Source organism: Algoriphagus lacus (assembly GCF_003583985.1).
GTDB classification, from domain to species: domain Bacteria; phylum Bacteroidota; class Bacteroidia; order Cytophagales; family Cyclobacteriaceae; genus Algoriphagus; species Algoriphagus lacus.
Map to the genome: position 1 here is coordinate 63,855 of NZ_QXML01000009.1, position 20,332 is coordinate 84,186.

A 20,332-nucleotide genomic window follows, 5' to 3' on the forward strand; every position below is an offset into this window, starting at 1 on the left:
GCTGAGCCGATTTGAGTCCTTTTACCCTAACAAGGAATATAACCAGGTAAATACCTAAATACCTGATAAGGTTGCCTGGTTTCTATACGCTCCATCAATAGTTACAATGAAAACGGTATTGAAAATTAACTGTTTAATTTTCGTGTTCTCCCTGTTGTCTTCCTGCACTTCCACAAGTAATATGGTTCTGGATTTTCCTGAGAACCAGATCAATAAGGAAAATACGGTCCTTGTGAAAAAGACCAAAGGAAAAAGCCTGGTGGGGACCAAAAGAACAATCCTTTATGACAAACTCTATGAAGGGAAACTTAAAGAAGGCTGGACCATTACTTCCGATATTATAGACAAAACACCGGGGGGCTTTTTTTCACAGGAGACCATGGAGAGATCCATCTATTACAATCTTGGGGTAAAAATTGATCAAGTCTCATCAAAAACATCTGATAGATTCCAGTTTAATCTATCTGACTCTTCTCAAGAATGGATTGGATTTTGTTTCCAATTGTATCAAGGTAAAAGTACCAGTTATGATTTTTTCAATGAAGTCAATTTTTCAAGAGGAAATGCTCAGAGATCTGATTTCAAGGCAAGGTTTATTTCCTTGACTGATTCATTAACTTCTCCTTGGAATCTGGAGATGCATTATGAAAGAGAAACCCCCAAGGGTATTATTCAGACCTTTCTTAGTGAAGGGATGGCCATTGAAACAGGTCAAATTTCCAACGGAATCGATACGATTATCATTTCTCCGATTTTTGTTAAAGGAGGGAAATTAGATAACGGTCAGTATGCCGATGTCATTAAGATTATTGGAGGTTATGAATTTGTTCTCAACAACAAAACTCTCGGAATAGTGGATATGTACAATCAATCCTTCAGTGTGATGGAATCTAAGGATGAGCATCGTATCATAATTGCTGCTGCTGCAACAGCTTTATTGCTAAGGGCAAGATGATAAGCTCGCCAATGATGGGATCTTACGGGGTTTACTTGTTGATTTTGAAGGTGAAACGAGGAATTCTTAGTGCCTTATTCGTGATTTTCCCGGTTGGGCTTTACTGGAGAACTATGTGTTAAGTAAAATTCTCCTGTTTCAAACATCGCGAATCTGCGAACCTACCAGGGCTTTTTTTGAAATGATGTGGATGGGAAAAATACCCTCACTTGAAATAGGACTAACAGGAACCAACTTCATTTCCTTTTTTTAATGGGAATCTTCTATTCTTTTCTTAACTAAATCAATTGAAGATGTTTTTTCCTTCAGTTCCCTTTGGTGGATGGATCCCTAATAGGAAAGACAAGGATGGTACTAAATCAAGAGCACGAACAGTACCAACTCTTTTCTGAGGTAGTGACGGGCCGATTCCAAGAAAAATTGCATGCATTTCTCGGGTGTTTCCCAGGTTTCCATGTACTCCAAGGCCTGTTTCATTCATGGTACCTGCGTCGAGAAATTTCCTTTCTTCTTCTGGAAGGTTTTGGTAGGCATCTTTGTTGAATGAATTCGGGATGACATAGTTCGCATTTGAAGGATTTCTTGCACTAATCGACCAACCCACTTTGGCATTTACAAGTATATCTCCCGATCGTTCTGGATGGAAAAGTCCCAATTCCTTCATCTTTTTCTTTCCTGCCACAACCTCGAATACCTGTTCAGAAGTTTGGGGATCTTTTAATTCCAAACACAGCTCGTAAATCTTTTTTCTTAGGGTCCTGTATTCTTTGTTGTCAATAAGCCCGTCCTTGAACCTTTTTTTGGCATTGATATAAATATGTGCCGCAGGTCCTGTGCTGTAGGCTCTTGCTTTCGCATTGGAACCGGTTGTAGGAATTCCATTCACCTGAAGATAGGTATTGAGAAGCGCTATGGAATGAATTGGGGCCATGCCATGGTCGGAAACCAAAATGAAATTGATGTCTTTGGGCGCTTTTTCAAGTAACTCCAGTAACAGGCGGTCAATTGTTAGATAAGCCCATTCCACATATTCTTTATACCGCTGTCTTCGGACTCCATTTTCAAGCGTGAAGTCAAGCTGCCTTTCATCGGTAAGGAGAAATCGATGCTGAACATCATCAATCAGGGTAAAGTATCCTGAAATTAAATCCCATTCTTCTTCCTCGATCGCTGTTGCAATCTGCTCTTTATAGAAAACAGCTTGTCTTTCTGCCTGTTCCAGCCACATTTTTTCTGTGATTAAGCCTTGGCTTAGCTTTCGGTTATCCTGTTCATCCGGCCAAGACCCGATTTGTTGTTTCAACTTTTCTTCAAACTCATTCGGGAAAATTTGCTGATGCCCTGCTGAGCCAAGGTAAATGGATGCCTCCCCACTTGAATTAAAGTCCATAAGAGTACTCCAGGAAGAAACTTGTTTTCCATTTACATCAAAGCGAATTTCGGTCCACTCATTTAATTTTAAGAAACCTGCAAACCCATTCATCGGGTTTGAATCAAAGTCTATAGCAATCCCTTGATATTCTATGCTTCCATTGATGATTTGATCAGCAGCCCATACATAGAGAGGGATTTTTTCTCCTTTTAAAGTTGAATAGTGAAGGTTTTCCTCACTGAAAAGTGGTGTCAATTGTTCAAACTGTTTATTGGTGGAGAATTCGGATTTTTCATTTTCCAAGGGCTTGACCTTATAAACTGCTGACTGAACCAATCTTTCCCCGTAGGCAACGGTTTTTGTTCCTTTTCGGGATTCTGAAATCCCATCCATTCCAACCGTGTTGATGTTGATTACTTTTTTTCCCTGGCGCACAGCCGAAGACCAAATACTTTCTGAAAAAACTGAAGAGCTAAAGCCGGAAGAGGATTTGCCTTTGGAAATTGAATCATCCGAGCCCAAAAAGGAGTTGCCCACAACTCCATTTTTTCCGGGACTAACACCGGTAAATAAGGCTGTATGGGCAACTGCAGTAGCGGCAATATTCACCGGAATCATAGCATCAGCATGGAATCCTTTTCTTGACAGCTTGGAGAAAGCGCCATCTTCAGGCAATTTGTTTGTGGAAAGAAGTTCATCAAGAATGTAATCTGCAGCCCCGTCAATAGAGATCACAATTACTTTTGGTGTTGGTTGTCCAAATGATTGAACTGAAACCAGGAAGGGCAAGAGAAAAATCAGGTAGCTAATTTTCATGGGCTTGATAGGTATTAGGCGACAAAGTTTGAGGACAGCCTAATAGTTTTACCTATCAAATCCACTCAATTTCCTATCAATTTGAGTGCTCTCGAAACACGCTTGGACTCATTCCGGTATAGTTGGAAAAAAATCTTGAAAGATTATTGGGTTCACTAAACCCCAAGTCCAGGGCGATCTGAAAGATTGACTTCTTACTGTATAGTAGCTCAGATTTGATTTCTTGAATTAATCGGTCTCGTATTAATTCACTGATGGTTTGACCGGTTGCAGACTTGATAATTTTGTTCAAATGGCCCTGATCTTTTCCAAGCAAATGACAATACTCTTTCACGGTATGGAATTTTCTGATAGAGTGATTAATTGCTTCCTTAAGTTGATAAACATCATGGATGAATTCTTGGTCTAAAATTCCAAAATGCTCGCAATAAAGCCTGTTGAGTTTTGCCAATAGGTAGTAAAGCAAAGCACGAAGTAAATGCGGGCTGTCTGTCTTGTAATTTTGGATTTCTCGTTGAAGTTCACTCAAAATGATTCTCAGTAAATCATAGTCCTCCGGTTTGACTGAGAAAAATTGGGGATGGTTGGTATTAAAAAAATACCGCATCCGGTGGACAAATAATTTGTCAGAAAAGAAAGTGGCCAGAAAATCCTCTTTGAACACAAGATGAAATCCTTTGTTGGTTTGAATGTCATTTCGTTTTACCTGACCAGGCGAAGCAAATACCAAGGTAAAAGGTTGTAATTGTGTCGAGAATTGGTTGACAGAAAGTGTTCCAGTACCATTTTCAAGGATAAGTATTTCGAAAAAATCCAGGGTATGGGGCTTAGCTTCGAAATGATCCTTTCCGATATCTTCCAGAGAATACAGATCCATCATCAACTCAAATCCATATTTTTTTGGCTCAAAGTTGAATTGTCTCATGGCCAGTTTTTTCCTTTGTTAGTCGGCGAAATTATTTTTAACGCTAAATTCAGTTTAAAGGTGGATGGTAAATAGTGTTTGACCATCAATTCTTTTCAGGAATTGTCCAGCAATGTTTTCATGGATTTTATTCCTGAGCCAATTCGTGATCTTGCTTGTTTTACCAGCAAGGCTTTTGAAACAATCCACCGAAAATCGAAACCAACCGATAAGTAATACCTGAAATTTAGTCCTGAAATTTTTATAAATGTTTTGATTTTATGGCAAAATACCTGATTCCCTAATCCTTAATCCCCCAATATTGGGGATAGAATTTTAGGCTGCCTTGTCTAGGTTTGTTGCCATTCCCATTACAATTTTGACCAAGTCAATTCCGTATTGTTAAGTACCATTCAACATAAATATCAGCTTATGTTGAATGGTAAATTTCCCTTCGGTATATCCTGAAAATCAGCTCCTAATAATTTAAATTCAATACAGCCAAAAATGAATTGTCCCGCGTATTTCTGCAAATCCAACTCCCTTAACGTCCCTACTCTAAAAAGCATGAAATCCATCTGCATTTTACTCTTCTTGATCTTTTTTGGTGCAAGTCCAATAACCGCCCAAAGTAAAAGGGAGTCAGTTTCTCTTTTCAATAATGCAAACTTGACTTCTGTCAAGGTCAAAACATCACAGGAAAAATATTTGGGGAAAAATGCTCTGAAAGTAGTTGACGCCGGAGAAAATACCGAAGTGAAATTTGTGAAAATTGACCAGCTGGAATTTAAGGATGGAATTATTGAAATAGAAGTGTCAGGTAAACCCGCAGAATCCTCCTCCGAACAGGCTCGGGGATTTGTTGGTATTGCCTTCCGGATCAATGAGGACAACTCGAAATTTGAGTGTATTTACCTCCGTCCCACAAATGGTAGAGCTTTGGATCAAGTTCGCCGCAATCATTCCGTGCAGTATATTTCCTACCCGGATTTCCCTTGGCAAACTTTGCGTAGAGATTTTCCGGAAAAATATGAATCCTATGTCGATTTAGAGCCGGGAGTTTGGACTAAAATTCGAATTGAAGTGGTTGGCAACCAGGCTAAGCTATTTGTACATGGAAGCTCACAACCTACATTGATCATCAATGATCTGAAGCATGGCGCAGATCAGGAGGGAAGTATTGGATTATGGATTGGACCAGGGACTGAAGCTCATTTTTCCAATTTGTTCGTGACCAGGGTTACAGAATAAGGCAGTTGATTTTTTTTCAAAGGACTTGCTTTAGGCTTGGTTACTAGGTATTGTCATGACTTCGATAATCGAGGTTCCCCTGTTTTATTTAAGGGGTGCCGAGGTTACGATATGAAAAGAGGGATTTCAGGGAAAAAAGATGCGATGAGGTTAAATCGCTTGACTTGGTGAATTTTTGTTAGGTTAAACCTGATTTTTACCGACTTCCTTTCAATCATGGTTGATCCAGTGTAAGGAAACTTACTTGAAATGCCCTCAAATAGTGAATCAATTATGACGATTACACCTTCAGATGAAAATGTTCCAGGTTGCATGATTTAATTGTCTCTTTTATTGACGAATGAGGTTGGCAGATAGGCTAACCTATCCTCAGTTCGTTTAGGGTGGCCTTTGTAGTCGGAGGAGGAAAACCTTCCCCGACTTACCTATTAATTGAAAGTATTGAGAGTGGAATTCTAACTCCAATGATCTAAATTCTTGAATTGGAGAATGGAATCCCAAGGACCTGAAGGAAGGAAATCTTTTGGCTCTAAAATCAGATAGGGTCGAACAGGTGAAATGATCATAGTTCAGGATCTTGGGGATTTTCATCAATTTGAATTGTGTGTTTTTGTTTTGTCGATTACTTATGCCAATTCCGGTCATGCATAAATTCCACGTCACATTAAAGGTTAAGGGATTTTGGCCTTTTATGTCGCCATCTTGTCCTTTTTGGATATGAACCCTTCATTTACCTTTGTTTCACTTTTATGTCCATGTTTATGGTAAGAAAAATTGTTTTTGTGATACCTCCTGCAGTTGAGCTACTGGATTTAGCAGGCCCGATGCAGGTTTTTGAGGAAGCGAAGTTTTACGGCTTTGAACTTGAACTTGAATTTTATTCACTTCAGAATTCAATCTCCAGCGCAGTAGGGTTGCCTTTCGGAAATATCCCTAGCTTTCTTGAAGCAGAACTGAAGCAGGGTGATTTCCTCTTTATTCCGGGTGTTGACTTTGAGGTACTGGAAAAGCTCCTGGAAACTGAACTTATATTTTTCGATTGGCTGGCGAATTGTTACCAAAAGCAAGTGATTATTTGTTCTGTCTGCAATGCTGCCCTTTTTCTGGGTAAGGCCGGATTACTCGATAATCGTGAATGCACTACTCATTGGCGAAGAGTGGAACTGATGCAAATGCTTTTTCCAAAAGCCAAGGTTTTGAACGATGTATTATTTGTGAAAAGTGATACTATTTATACCAGTGCAGGAATTAGCGCTGGTATTGATTTGGCTCTTTCAGTCTTAGAGGAATTGACAAATCCACTTTTTGTAAACAAGGTGGCCAGAGGGCTTGTGGTGTACCATCGGAGAAGCCATCAACATACTCAGGCTAATATTTACCTCGATTATCGTAACCATATCAACCCTAAAGTCCACCAGATTCAGGATTATTTGACAGAAAATTTGTCAACTGAAATTACCATAGAGAGTTTGGCGTCCATGGTCAATACCAGTCCAAGGAATCTCAGCCGAATTTTTAAGGAGGCTACCCAAATTACAATCCTGGATTTTTTGACCGGTCTTCGATTGGAGAAGGCAAAGACATTGAAAAGTAATCCAGAATATACCATTGACTATATAGCTGCTCAATGTGGATTTAAGTCAGCTAGGCAACTTCAACGAATTTTGAAAAAATGATCCTTAACCGAAAGAAAAGAAATGGTTTAACCACACTTTATGATCTGACCCCCCTTAAATGGCCGGGAGTATTTTCTGAGTTTTTTTACAGTGTGGAAAAAACCTGTGAAAATTTCGGAGTAAAGGCGGTTAAAAGCTTGATATCCCTTATTTCGATAGGCGTTTTAATGGCTTGTCAGCCAACCAGTGATGAGCCAAAGTGGTTTCTCAAGGCTTCCTATCATGAGAGTTGCAGTTGCAATGCTCCCTGTCCTTGTCCATTTGGCCTGCCTATGACCAATTCTTATTGTAAGCTGAATAGCCTATTGGATATTCAGGAAGGTCGTTATCAGGATACTAAATTGAATGGTGTGCAGGTGATACTTTCCGGATCAGTCGGCAAATGGGGAGAATATTATTTTTCAGAATCTACTACGGATGAGCAAAAGGCTGCCGTGGAACAAATCCTAAACGTGGTAAACATAGGTCACTTTGATTCTATTTTAACCAGTAAAAAGGAGAAAATTTACTTCAAAAATGAAGGTGGAGCAGTTGCGTTTTCAACGCCTAATATCGATGTCAGAATGAATATGGTTAAAGGGAATGGGGATCAACCGATAGTAATTAAAAATTTGAAAGGAAAGCTATTCGAAAATTACATCCCTCATTTCTCTTCTTTCAATTCCCGCTCTTTTCCGGATTCGACTCATAATTTCTTATTTGAATCGAAGGCAGGATTCATTTCTTATTGGAATTTGACCGACAGTGATTTTAAGTAAAATGGTACCGATAATAAACAGGCTTAGTTCAGTATATAAATTAATAAACAAATGAATTCAAATTTGAATCGAAACAGTTCCGGTTTTTTGGCTAACTGGTTTCTTGGCTACATCATGGTGATAATCCTTTTGTTTGGGGTTAATTCTTCTTTAGCCCAATCCGTTAATAATCAAATTGTAGTGGGTGAGCGCTTTACAATTGAATCCAAGATTCTTAATGAAAAAAGGACTTATTCCGTGTATCTGCCGGCATCCTATAAGAATAGACCCGAGCAAAAGTACGTAGTGGCTTATGTGTTGGACGGGGAAAGAAACAAATTTTTGGAAGTTTCGGGGATAGCCCAATCCATGCATTCAGTACAAGACCTTAAGTTGCAGATTCCTGAATTGATCATTGTTTCTATAGAAAACATAGACAGAACCAGAGACTTCACACCGACTAATTCCACGAATTATTTGGATCGTGAGGATATTGCTGCATTCAAAACTAGTGGAGGGGCAGCTAATTTTATGGCGTTCATAGAAAATGAATTAATGCCTGAGATTAATTCAAAGTATAGAACCCATGATCAAGATTTAATTATTGGACATTCCGCAGGGGGCTTGTTTGCACTCCATTGCCTGTTAGAAAACCCGGAATTATTTACTTATTACCTCATTATTGATCCTTCCTGGTTTTGGGATCATAACTACATAGGGAAAAGAGGAAAGGAGGTTTTGCAACAAAAAACAGATTTAAAAGCCCGAGTTTTCATTGGTTTAGCCAATAATCTGAAAGATGATAAACGGCATTATCAGTGGGGAGTAGAGTTTTTTGATCTCCTTCAAAAGAATCCATCCCCTTATCTCTGGGAAGCTTTCAAGTATTTTGAAGATGAAAAACACTTGACAGTTCCCATTCCGGCAACGTATTACGGACTTCGATACCTATTCCAACCCTATGAAATTGACCTTAATGAGGTTACCGAAAATCCTTCTGTTCTTGAGGAATACAGAAAGAAGACTTCAGAGGAGCTGTTATTGGAAATTAAACCTGACGAATGGTTTGTCAATAGAATAGGCTATGTCGCCCTATATGACAGACAGATCCCGGATGCAGCAATTTCCATTTTTGAATTAAACACCAGGAATTACCCCAATTCATTGAATGTCTGGGATAGCCTTGCGGATGCCTTTATAGTCAAAGGATATTACGATAAAGCGAAATCGTGCTATGAAAGGATTCTTGAGCTTTCCCCCACGAATAGTAATGCCAAAAAGAAACTGGAGGAATTAAAAAAGATGTAGATTTTTTTATTACTTAAATTTATTGATTACCAGTGTCTTGCTTATTGTGAATGCCCGCTTCTTTAGATAATTGAGTTTAGAAACAAGTTTCAAATCCAAGTAGATCTTCCAGCTTGCTTATAGAATTTTATAAAATTGATTATATATAAAATTCGGGGACCTGGATTTACCATTTACTGCAAACAATTCCTATATCCAATTTCCGTTTGGGTCTTTCGCGATTTTTGTTTAAATGAATTGATAGTCATTACCAACTACGATTAAACCAACTATTAAAAAATGATGAAAAGTGTCTTTTTGGCAATCCTTGCCATTTTATTGAATTCAAGTTTGAGTTTTGGTCAAATTGATAACGAGAATATCGTGATTGGAAAAAAAATGAATGTGTTCTCCAAAATTCTAAATGAAAGAAGGGAGCTGCTTATTTATGTGCCAATCTCNAAGCATCTCTAAGTCTGTTTTGAGATGTATTGATTCCAACTACAATCATTTCGGGGAGTTGTGGACTCGCATCGCTGCTTATTTATGTGCCAATCTCATATACCAATAACAATTATAAAACCTACCCTGTAATTTATTTATTGGATGGTGGAACCTTGTTTACTTCATTCACTGGTGTGGTTGATAGATTAAGCAGCGATGCGAGTCCACAACTCCCCGAAATGATTGTAGTTGGAATCAATACATCTCAAAACAGACTTAGAGATGCTTCTCCTTCAAAGTCATTGATTGGATATAGGGGAATAAAGGAAGATGGATTGGAAGTTACCGGTGGAGCCGATGATTTTTTAAGGTTTATTGAAAAGGAACTAATACCCCACATCGACAGTACTTACCGGACAAATTCATACCGAACTTTTGTTGGATATTCCTTTACCGGATTACCGGTACTTCATTCGCTTTTTACACAAAAGGATCTATTTAATTCCTATTTAGTGATCGATTTTAGTGCTTGGTGGGATGATCAGTTTATGCTAAAAAAATTCAATTCTTTTTTAGAGGATTATTCTAGCCAAAAGCCGATTGATCTATTTATGGCTACCGAAGAAAGAGTTGTGAATGATGTTTACACTTCAAAAGTGAATGCAACCTGGACATTTATGAAAGCATTTAAGAAAAGGCATCCTGAAAATGTAAGCCTTGGAATGAAAAAATATAAATACAAAGAAGAGAACCATCATTCTATGCCTCTAATTTCTTTTATCGATGGGATGAAGTACATTTTTAGAGGTCATATGATCAATTATGATGAAATGTATAATTCACCCGAATTGATTAAAGTGAAGTTTGATGCGCTTGCAGAACGGTTGGGAGTTAAGATTCCTCTAAGGGAGGATTTAGTAAATTATCTGGGATATCAATTTTTATATACCCACACGGACCTTACTAAGGCAATGGTTTATTTTAAAATGAATGTGGAAAACTTTCCCAGGAGCAGTAATGCGTTTGACAGTTTGGCAGAGGCATATCTTGTTGGCGGGGATAAGAAGCTGGCGATAAAAAATTATGAGATAGCATTGCAATTGAATCCTGACAATAAGAATAGTAAAAGGATGTTGGAAAAATTAATTTCTGAATAATTAGGTAGTTTCTAATAGTATGAATAGATATATTCTCATTTTCCTTCTTTTCATTGGTTCATTTGTTGGCAAAGCACAGAATGGAATTAAGGGCCTTCAAACAGAAAACCAGTTCAAGACTTCCATGGATTCTATGATCCATCAATCCGCTCTTTTGTATTTGGGAGAGGCTTCAAGAGCAGGGTTATCAGTTGGGATCTATGGACCTGATTTCTTAGCCACCTATCACTATGGTACGACTCATAAAGGAAAGAACCAGCTTCCAACCAATGAGACCGTCTATGAGATTGGTTCCATTTCCAAAACGTTCACCGGCACTTTACTGGCGCAAGCTGTTCTGGATGGAAAAATGAAGTTAGACGATGATATTCGTTTATATCTTAAGGAGGATTATCCCAATTTAGAATTTCAGGGGCAACCAATCAGATTATCCCATCTTGTCAGTCATATTTCAGGGCTTCCCAACTTTCTACCCGATAATCCAAGCCTGCTCCAAAATACCAGTCAGGACAGTTTGCCTTTTGTCCTTTCCAGAGTGCTGAATGAGTATACCAAACAAGATTTTCTGAATGATTTGAATCAAGTTAAACTCGATACCATTCCGGGTTATAAGTTTAACTATTCCAATTCAGGTCCCCAGTTGTTAAAATATATTCTTGAAGATGTGTATCAAATGTCCTTTAATGATCTTCTAAAGCGGTTCCTTTTAAAGCCGCTAAAGATGAAGGCTACCACTTCAAGTTTCGAAAGGGTAGATTTAAAGAATTTGGCAGAAGGATATAATAGTAAGGGAAGGTTGACTCCCTACATTCCCGAGAATCTTGATGCTGCAGGTGGAATATTTTCTACTGTTTCGGATATGTTGGAATACTTGAAGTTCCATTTGGATGAAGAAAATGAAGTGGTTTCACTATCTCATCAAGTGACAGTTGGAGATCTTACTCGGTATGCAATTGGCTTAAATTGGCAAGAAGTACTCACTCCTGGAAATCACAAGAAAATCTGGCAAAGCGGAGGGACCTTTGGGTTTTCCAGTTATGGTGTACTTTATCCTGAGCTTGGTATTGCTATTGTTCTCCTTACAAATGAAGCTGATACCACCGCTCAAACGGATCTTGGTCATTTGGCAGACAGAATTTTTGAAAAACTATACGCCCCAGAAAACCCTTAAAAAAATCGGGGATTTTGCCGGTGTTTTTTGATGTGGTGATACGCTCACAAGCCTTCTTATAATCTCCAATTTGCATTTTCAGGATTAACCGGATGGAAAAATGAAGTGAGATGATGATATTCGTCTTTAACTTGATGAGGATTACCCCAATTTTTTTGAGCTTTGATCAAATGATTTTTTTAAGGCTATTTGTGATAGCAAACTTTAACTTAGTGTTTTATCAAACCACAAATCGAAAGTTCTGAATTTTAATATTTGATACATCATTGTTCTTTTTTTGAACACTTACTGTTCATTTTTAAACTGGATTACGGATTGTTTTATCCCTATTGGTTACAAGTTAGAAAAACCTTAGAGTGAATATTTTATTTTTTTTGGACATATGTCTATAATTTCTGGAGCCCTAGCTTTAAATAGATCTTATTTGATGCAATTATCGGTTGTCAAATTGGTTATTAAATTTATGGTACGGTATTTCTTGTCAACATAACCAAACTACATTACATATTTTCCAATGAGAAATAATCCGAACACTTACCTAATTCAAGTGATTACATTGTTTTCATCGTTCCTTTTTGCTTCCTGTAATTCAGGAATAACAGAAGAGATGGTATCAAAAAATATTGCAAAAGAATTATTGATTGAAGATCTGAATTATTTGATAGAAGAAGTCGAAAAACGACATGTCGATCTATATGAACGTGCTAACAAGGATTCCCTTTTGCTGATTAAAAATCAAATTCTTAATTCGATTACCGAAGATTTGAATCGAAATCAGTTTTATAAGATCATAGCACGGATAAACCCCTATTTCAATGATGCACATTGCCTTGTTTTCCCTCTAAGAGAGGAGGCGTCTTTTCAAAAAGAAGCAGGCTTTTCTGTTTTTCCGTTTCATGTAATTTTAGATGAGAATTGGATTTTGAGACCTGAGAGAAGCTATAAAAGAGCATCAGATGGCGCCTTTGTTGATAAATCCTGGAGCATCTCTTCCATAAATGGTGTGAAAGCTGAGGATTTAATAGACTCAATTGCAAACTATAGTCATGGGGAAACCGAAACTCTGAGAAGGCATATGACGACTTTGCTGTTTTCGGACTGGCTGTTCTCAATTTTTGGATGGTCTGGGGATTTTGAAATCACGTTCAATCAGGATTTTAAATCTTTACGAATTGATTCAGATGATATTTGGAATAGCTTGGAACGTAACGTAGTCCAATTTAATCGCTTGGAAATATTGGATAATAACGTTGGTTATTTGAGACTAGGAAGTTTTGATGTCGATGAGCACAAAAATCAGTACGAAGATTTTATAGAGAATTCCTTTGATAGCCTTTCGAGTTTGGGTGTTAAAAAACTTGTTATTGATGTTAGAGGAAATACCGGAGGACAATCTGGAGCAGGTGAACTGGTGCTTAAGTACTTGACCGATAAAAAATTATCTCAGGTATCTCAAATGTTTGACAGAATCCATGAGGAGAATGCCGGAATATTTAACTACAGGGGAAACCCAGGTGATCTAAAAGAAGTAAGCATGGGTTCAGGTGAGTTGATCAAGCCTAATAGGCCTGAAAAGCAATTCAAAGGAGAAACAGTAGTGCTCTTTGATGAGATGACCTACTCTGCAGGAATTATTTTTATCACCATAGTTCAGGATCATAAAATCGCAAAAACGGTTGGACGGCCCACGGGTGGTTTTGCGAATCAAACCGGAAATATTGAGTCCTTTCAATTACCAAACTCCAAATTAACAGTCTATGTGCCTTCTAGGAAATTTGTAAGAGTTAACGGGGACAAATCTATACATCCTGTAGTCCCTGATTTTATCATCCTAAATTCTGACTCTACTTTAACATCAGAGGATCGGATTCTAGAATTTGGCATCAATGTCTTAAATGATAGGTCCCTGTAAGTATTTAAAGTCCTTGGTTTTCCTAATTTGAATGATCTTCTAAAAGGATGTAAATAGTAAGCTTTCCCCATAGGCTTAGGTGAAAAAAAGTGGACTATTCGAATATTCTTGTAATCACAAATAGGTGTTATACCTGAAAGTCTCAGGCTAGGGATCTGAATTAAAATATTTAATGATCCAATTTATAATTCCTCCCGCGCAATTATCATTATAGGCTGATTTATACATGGCAAAGCACTATATTATATATAATCCATATATTCTATTTATGGTTTAGCATTAGAGAAAAAAATATTTAGTAGCGAACGGGGAACAGTGTGTAATTAAGTTTGAAAAATTAAATAATTAAAATAAATATCATGAAAAAAATTCTTATTCTAATACTTCTAGCTCTTTTGACCTTGGACGGATATGGTCAAAAGTTAAATAATGAAAAGCTTAGGATTCTGTTGGTAGTGAGCAGTTATGGCAAAGATGGGGGAGAATCGAGGCCTGGCTTCGAATTGGATGAATTAAGTCAGGCTTATTGGATCTTAAAGGATAATAATGTTTCCATTGATTTAGCAAGTCCAAAAGGAGGAAAAGTAACTCCGGATGAATTCAATCCAAAAAAGCCTTACAACTTGAGGTTTTTGGAGGATAAAGAGGCTATGGGACTCCTTGAAAATACTCGTTCAACTGCTGAATTGGTCCAAAAAAGCTACGATGGAATCTTTGTAATCGGAGGTAAAGGTGCCATGTTCGATTTGCCTGTGGATCCTTCTCTTCAGGATCTAATTGCCAAAACCTTTAAAGAAAGTGGAAAAATTGGCGCAGTTTGTCATGGGGCCGCAGCATTTGTCAACATCAAAGTAGATGATAAATATATTATAGCGGATCAAAAATTAACTGGTTACTGTAATTCGGAAGAAGAGAAATTCGGTAAAAAATGGGTCGGTGAATTTCAGTTTCTCTTAGAGAATAAACTTTTAGAACGAGGTGCAGTATATGAAAAAGGATTTGACATGCTTCCTTTTGCAGTGACGGATACTCATTTCGTAACAGGCCAGAATCCATATTCTACTTCTCTTGTGGTTGAAGATTTTTTAAAGTCTTTGGGGGTGGAAGTTGCTGCAAGAGATGAATATTTCGACGTTAAAAGTATGTTTCTGGTCAGGAGAGCCCTGAATGGAGAATATGAATGGGTAAAAAATGAAATTTCAAAAAATCAATCTGCCTATGACTTGGAATTGATTGCTGTTTATGGTTATTATGAATTGCTTCATTCCATGGAAAATAAAGAAGTGATCAAAAGAGGGCTTTCCGTAATTGAATTGGTTTCCCCATATTTTTTCAATGAACATCTGGCAATGGAAACTGCAAAAGCATATCTTAAAGTAGAAGAGAAGGCTAAAGCTAAATTGATACTACAGGAGTTAATCTATAAGGGTTTACTTACAGATAAAGCTGAGGAAATCCTTAATGGAATAAATTGATTATAAAAATTTATAAAAAATAAGTGTTGAGTAAGTGAAGGAACTGACAATAATAGGTTTTCCTTCTATCTTGAGTCAAATATAAAAAGCTATAGGTGTTCAATGCCTGTAGTTTTTTATATATTATCAGGTTTAAACGATTTGTTGTCTTTGTATTTTTTTCTAGCTAAAAGGAAGTCAATTAATTACAGGTTGTACTTTTCTTACCTACAGGATAAACAAATTCTAGAGTCGATTTCCTTTACCCCAGAGTTTACTTGAAGGGAAGAATAATTGATTCACTAGATCTGAGAAATGGTTTGTCTGGTCTTTTCTTCAATATAGATTTCTGTGATTCTCTTGTCTCAATAGTGCAATTTATTGTACTATATTGTTCGGGATAAGTATTTCTTCATGAATTGAGAGACTTTAGGATAGACGTAAGTCCAATTATGTAAGTTCGGTTCTGTTTATTTACTTTTATACAGCTGGAGTTGCTAATTCATTTTTCTCTTCCTAAGATCGATTGCTTCCTACATTGGAATTACTCCTCAAGCTTTGAGTAGAATTAGAAAGGGGACTTTGAATTCCATTGATTCGGAACAGAAATCCCGAGTAGAGTGAGCAGCATAAAAAATTGGAAAGTCTCCGGTAACATGTAGTTAATTTTATTCTTTTATTGGTTTGAAATCCCCCTAATAATCCCCCAAGTAGAAATAGTTCAAAGATTAAGAATGGGTTTTATTTGCGAGATGTAGGCGCGTTTTCCGCAATAGGAACAAGTAGCCCGTGAGCAGTATTTCCCTGGATCTTGATTTCTTATTGGATTTTTCTCTGTAAATGTTCAGTAAACATGTCAAAACCACAGTTCGCTTCCCTTGAATTCAGACAACAACTTCTGTCAGGATGTTTTGGGAATTCCGTATGGCCATGATTTATTTGGCCTATTTGCTTAATAAGCTCAAATTGGACAAGGATCATCGGAATAGGGCAAAGCAGATAAAAGCAATAATAAGATTGATTTTATGTTTAAAATTCCAAAATTGGTACAATTCATCGGAGTAATTTCAGTCCTTTTGGCGAGTTGCCAAGCCCCGGTTAAAACGAATAGGACTGATGCGCTACGAGAAACAATAGTCGAATATTTGGCCGAAAAAAATGCGCTAGTCGGGGTTTCAATTATTGGAAATGATGGAAAGGATACGCTTTCAATAAATGGTGAAAGGCGGTTCCCAATGCAAAGTGTATTTAAGTTTCACATTGCATTGGCAGTTTTATCGGAAGTAGATAAGGGTAACTTGTCCTTAGATCAGGAAGTTTTAATCAAAAAAGAGGAGCTTTTAAACCAGGATTTTTGGAGTCCTTTGAGGGATGAAAATCCAGAAGGCGGAAGCTTTACCATTAAGCAATTAATTCAATACACGGTCTCTCATAGCGATAATACCGCTTGTGATCTATTAATTGGTCTTATCGGAACGCCAAAGGATGTGGAAACTTATTTTAAGAAAAACGGCATCCAGGATATCGAGATTACTTTTAATGAAAAGGAAATGCAAGCAAACTGGGACAACATGTTCAAAAATTGGACTACCCCCATAGCTGCGAGTGAGACCCTGGCCCTGTTTTATGAAAATACGGATAACTTACTGTCAGAAAGCAGCCATGAGTTTTTTTGGAGAACAAATGTAGAAACCTCAACCGGTGAGAATAGGATTAAAGGTAAGCTACCAAAGGGAACCATTGTAGCCCACAAGACAGGTTGGTCAGGAACCAATGAAGAGACCGGTATTACAGCTGCTGTGAATAATATCGGAATCGTTTTTCTGCCCAATGGAGAGTACTTTATCATTAGTGTCTTTGTTACTGAGTCCAAAGAAAGCTTCGAAGTCAATGAAATGATCATTGCAGATATAGCTAAAGTCACTTATGACTTCTACGCAAATTCGAAAAACTAAAAACAATGCCTAAGTACTCAAGCAAACTCAGGTAATTCTCGGTTTAAAAAAAATAGCCTATATGTAAAGCTAATTCTATTGAATGACAGTAGCGATTGGGAAAGGTCAAGCTAGACATTGAGACATAAGTCTAATTATTCCTGTATCTCGTAGTTTAGATGCTGTTTGGCATTTAGAGATGCTTAATCATCTTTAATTTACACGCAAGAGAGAAGTTAGTCACTTTTTCTACTGGTTTTCCTATCTGTATTCTTTGTTGATAAATGTCTTTGTTCTAAATATCCCATGAAAAAAATTGCAATCTCCCTATCTGTGATATTATATGCTGTAATTGTGCCGTATTTGGAGATTAATGACACTCATGTTTTTAGTCCGGATTGGACTCCTCATGCAAGGATCCATGAGGTTTGGCAGCTAATCACTAATTCCACGATCGGATTGTTTTGTTTGTTTTTGGTTTGGGGTAAGAACGAAACTAAACTGAGTGCTTTTTTAAGCATTTTGGTTATGGGTGGATTTTTAATCGCCTTTCTTTTACAGGATACTTACGGTGGGGATATGAGGTATGAGGATGGAACGGAGAAAACTGTTTTGGGAATTAATATCGGAGTCTTTGGTTTTGGCATGGCTACCTCATTGATTTTAATTTCCTTTTTGGCTGAGGTTAAAAAAATGCTGAAAAGCTTGAAGTAAGTTGCCAGGAATCGTTTTATGAGCTTATGTTGGAAGTGGATTTTCTAAATTGCCGGAAAAGGAATTTGAAGATGAGAAGGTTTGATAGGGAGTAGTTTAACAGTTTCGTCTCCTTAAGTCATTTTCTACCTCCAAGGTTTTTGATTTATGTTTAGCTTCTCCGGTAAAATGATCTCCAAGTCAAGAACTCCAACTAGTCTTATTTTGATTTTATTGCTTGGAATAATTTGGCTCTCGCTGATGGGGTCCATTACCATGGCCTATTTTTCCGTTGCTTCTGTTTTTGCAATTACCAACTGGGTTGGGTTAGTTTTAGGTTTGAGCCTGATATTTTGGAATCAAAAGGGAAAGCTGTTTGATCGAGTTAATCCTTTGCTCTTTCTTGTTGTTGGGTTCTTATTGCTGGGATTAACCTTAGTGGAGGATAGTTTTTCAGGCGTGAATCGATGGATTAATGTACTTGGTTTTCAGCTGAACATCGGTTTGGCTTTCGGTCCCATGATTTTGATAGCGATAGAAAAACTTAAACGGCCTTTGATTTCATTTTTTACGGTTGGATTCGTGTTGTTGATATTTTTATTCCAGCCTGATGCATCCCAAGTCACTGCCTTTGGAGGGGCATCATTGATGGTACTCCATGCTCAAGCTAAACACAAATCCCTTGTTTTATTATTTGTTGGTTTAAGTCTAGCTGCTTCTGCCTACTCCTGGATTTATTTAGATGAACTTGCCCCAGTGGATTATGTGGAGGGCATCCTGGGGATGGCTTATTCCTTGCATCCGCTTTGGATGGGGTTGGCCTTGGTTTCTCTTATTTTTGTGCCTCTTCCTTTCTTCTTGGTTCCAAGAAGGGATTTACCAGTACTTTCGTATGCCATAGGAGTTTATTTTTTAATTCTACTGGTCAGTGCTTCCTTTGGAAATTTCCCCGTATTGATCATGGGGTATGGGATTTCTCCTATTCTTGGTTACTTTTCAGCATTGGCTTGGTTGACTGAAAAAAGGAATGATGAGTAGATTTCAATGGTTGCACCTATTTTAAAGAAGGTATTTGACCCCATTATTGAACTGGATCTCCAGGTTTGGAAGAATTTTGAAAATCTTGGTTCAGTTAGTGATTTACCCAAAGAAAGCATACTAAAGCAGTCAAATTCGGTAGAAGGGTATTTTAATTTGATCCTGAAAGGTAGTGGAGGGGCTATTCTCTCGACTGAAAGAAATTCAGTTTGTGTAGACATCGCCTTGGAAAACGAATTTTTGAATGATTACTTGTCTTTTACCTCACAAAAGCCCAGTCCAATTGAGGTTCGACTTTTTGAAGACTCCCAAATTTTTAGGGTTTCCTATCAGAATTTTCAGAAAACAATGCTGTCTGGAAATTTTGGACTTAAGGTGTCCCTTTTGGCAAGTGAAGAGGCAATTAATGATAAGCAGCAGCAACAAATCGATCTGTTAACCAAATCAGCCAAAACCAGATATTTGGAAATGCTCGAGAAAAGGCCTGGCCTGGATCGAATTCCTTTAAAATACCTAGCCTCATTTTTGGGAATTACACCCCAGAGTCTAAGTAGGATCCGGGCAGGAAAAATTTGAGAATTACCCTTTGGTAACTCGAATTGCAGTAAGGTTGGATAATTTTGCCGACAAACTATCCAACACTACTGTACCATGAAGATTTCTTTATCAGCCCAACGAATTTCTTACCCTAATATTCTAAGCGTACTTCTAGGTTTTCCCTTGATCGCTACATTAATTTCGCTGTTGTTATTGAAGCGTACATTAATTACAGATCTGGGATTTGATTTTTTTAATGCCTTTTGGTTGATCATTACCGGATGGTACGCCATTCAGATTTTCTTGATTTCAAGAGTTTTAAGATCCTCTGGTTGGACTTGGTCGGATATCGGCTACACCCTTTCCAAAAAGCAAACCATTTATTTGGTTTTGGGATATTTGGTTTTTGCTTTTTCCCTGATGGGATTTATTGAATTGGCTTTGGCTAATTCTGCTGTAGATATAGAGAAATTGAATTCCATAATATCGCTGAGCCCAAAGACCACCACAGCAAGAGTGATTTTCATTTTTATGGGGCTGTTTGCCGGCATAGCGGAGGAACTGGTTTACCGGGGCTATGCAATTCAATCCCTGATCAGTCAGAAATTGAACAAATGGTTAGCTGTTTTGCTGGCTAGTATCCCTTTTATTTTTCAGCATGGGTTGAAATCTTTGGATCAATTCTGGTGGTTTTTCGTGTGGGGGCTCGTTTTCGGAGTTTTATTTTTATGGCTTAAATCACTTACAGTTAATATAATCATTCATTGGTTAGTGATTCTCTCCGCGATGGTAGCTATTTTGTCTGTTCTTCAATAGCCCACGTTGTAATATAGGGAGGTTTGAAATCCTAATCCTTGAATCAATATGTGGTAGGTGCATTGTTTGCCATGAGAAATCAGATGCTGCCCCGTTGATCCCTTCTCTGAAGATTTCCCGATCGGAATGGGTGTGTCGAATAAGTGTTTCAATTAATACTGCACTAATAAGCTGGCAG

15 protein-coding genes are annotated in these 20,332 nt (G+C 37.7%); 13 read left to right on the forward strand and 2 right to left on the reverse strand.

What is annotated here, in order from left to right:
• Window positions 1-232: 232 nt before the first annotated feature.
• Window positions 233-955 (forward strand): hypothetical protein, encoded by a 723-nt coding sequence (locus tag D0X99_RS16380; protein ID WP_147392245.1) that lies wholly within the window; start codon window positions 233-235, stop codon window positions 953-955.
• Window positions 956-1,238: 283 nt separating this feature from the next.
• Here D0X99_RS16380 and D0X99_RS16385 read toward each other — a convergent pair whose 3' ends face one another.
• Window positions 1,239-3,143: an alkaline phosphatase family protein gene (locus D0X99_RS16385; protein ID WP_119478939.1), complete on the reverse strand. Its 1,905-nt coding sequence runs from the start codon at window positions 3,141-3,143 to the stop codon at window positions 1,239-1,241.
• A 76-nt stretch (window positions 3,144-3,219) separates the two neighbouring features.
• On the reverse strand, window positions 3,220-4,068 hold the full coding sequence (locus D0X99_RS16390) for a helix-turn-helix transcriptional regulator (RefSeq protein WP_119478940.1): 849 nt from the start codon (window positions 4,066-4,068) through the stop codon (window positions 3,220-3,222).
• 546 nt (window positions 4,069-4,614) lie between these two features.
• Between D0X99_RS16390 and D0X99_RS16400 the strand changes: the two genes are divergently transcribed.
• The 12 genes from D0X99_RS16400 to D0X99_RS16465 all read left to right on the forward strand — a co-directional run bounded on the left by D0X99_RS16400 (window position 4,615) and on the right by D0X99_RS16465 (window position 20,154).
• Window positions 4,615-5,298 carry a family 16 glycoside hydrolase gene (locus tag D0X99_RS16400; protein ID WP_147392246.1) on the forward strand — a complete coding sequence of 228 codons (684 nt, stop codon included), beginning with the start codon at window positions 4,615-4,617 and terminating at the stop codon, window positions 5,296-5,298.
• A 761-nt stretch (window positions 5,299-6,059) separates the two neighbouring features.
• Window positions 6,060-6,974: a GlxA family transcriptional regulator gene (locus D0X99_RS16410; RefSeq protein ID WP_119479027.1), complete on the forward strand. Its 915-nt coding sequence runs from the start codon at window positions 6,060-6,062 to the stop codon at window positions 6,972-6,974.
• Window positions 6,971-7,732, forward strand: coding sequence for a DUF1326 domain-containing protein (locus D0X99_RS16415; RefSeq protein ID WP_119478944.1), 762 nt, complete (start codon window positions 6,971-6,973; stop codon window positions 7,730-7,732). The genes D0X99_RS16410 and D0X99_RS16415 overlap by 4 nt, the downstream gene beginning before the upstream one ends.
• A 51-nt stretch (window positions 7,733-7,783) precedes the next feature.
• Window positions 7,784-9,019: an alpha/beta hydrolase gene (locus D0X99_RS16420; protein ID WP_119478945.1), complete on the forward strand. Its 1,236-nt coding sequence runs from the start codon at window positions 7,784-7,786 to the stop codon at window positions 9,017-9,019.
• 470 nt (window positions 9,020-9,489) lie between these two features.
• The gene (locus D0X99_RS16425; protein WP_119478946.1) at window positions 9,490-10,599 is read left to right on the forward strand and encodes an alpha/beta hydrolase-fold protein; all 1,110 of its coding nucleotides are present in this window, start codon (window positions 9,490-9,492) and stop codon (window positions 10,597-10,599) included.
• Window positions 10,600-10,618: 19 nt separating this feature from the next.
• Complete coding sequence (locus D0X99_RS16430) at window positions 10,619-11,770, forward strand: serine hydrolase domain-containing protein (RefSeq protein WP_119478947.1); 1,152 nt, start codon at window positions 10,619-10,621, stop codon at window positions 11,768-11,770.
• A gap of 514 nt (window positions 11,771-12,284) precedes the next feature.
• Window positions 12,285-13,682, forward strand: coding sequence for a S41 family peptidase (locus D0X99_RS16435; protein ID WP_119478948.1), 1,398 nt, complete (start codon window positions 12,285-12,287; stop codon window positions 13,680-13,682).
• A 359-nt stretch (window positions 13,683-14,041) separates the two neighbouring features.
• Window positions 14,042-15,157 carry a type 1 glutamine amidotransferase domain-containing protein gene (locus tag D0X99_RS16440; RefSeq protein WP_119478949.1) on the forward strand — a complete coding sequence of 372 codons (1,116 nt, stop codon included), beginning with the start codon at window positions 14,042-14,044 and terminating at the stop codon, window positions 15,155-15,157.
• Window positions 15,158-16,161: 1,004 nt separating this feature from the next.
• Window positions 16,162-17,091 carry a class A beta-lactamase, subclass A2 gene (gene bla, locus D0X99_RS16445; protein WP_119478950.1) on the forward strand — a complete coding sequence of 310 codons (930 nt, stop codon included), beginning with the start codon at window positions 16,162-16,164 and terminating at the stop codon, window positions 17,089-17,091.
• Window positions 17,092-17,376: 285 nt separating this feature from the next.
• Complete coding sequence (locus D0X99_RS16450) at window positions 17,377-17,784, forward strand: hypothetical protein (protein WP_199708124.1); 408 nt, start codon at window positions 17,377-17,379, stop codon at window positions 17,782-17,784.
• Window positions 17,785-17,931: 147 nt separating this feature from the next.
• Complete coding sequence (locus D0X99_RS16455) at window positions 17,932-18,801, forward strand: hypothetical protein (RefSeq protein ID WP_119478951.1); 870 nt, start codon at window positions 17,932-17,934, stop codon at window positions 18,799-18,801.
• A gap of 651 nt (window positions 18,802-19,452) precedes the next feature.
• Complete coding sequence (locus D0X99_RS16465) at window positions 19,453-20,154, forward strand: CPBP family intramembrane glutamic endopeptidase (protein ID WP_119478953.1); 702 nt, start codon at window positions 19,453-19,455, stop codon at window positions 20,152-20,154.
• The last annotated feature ends 178 nt before the right edge of the window (window positions 20,155-20,332 follow it).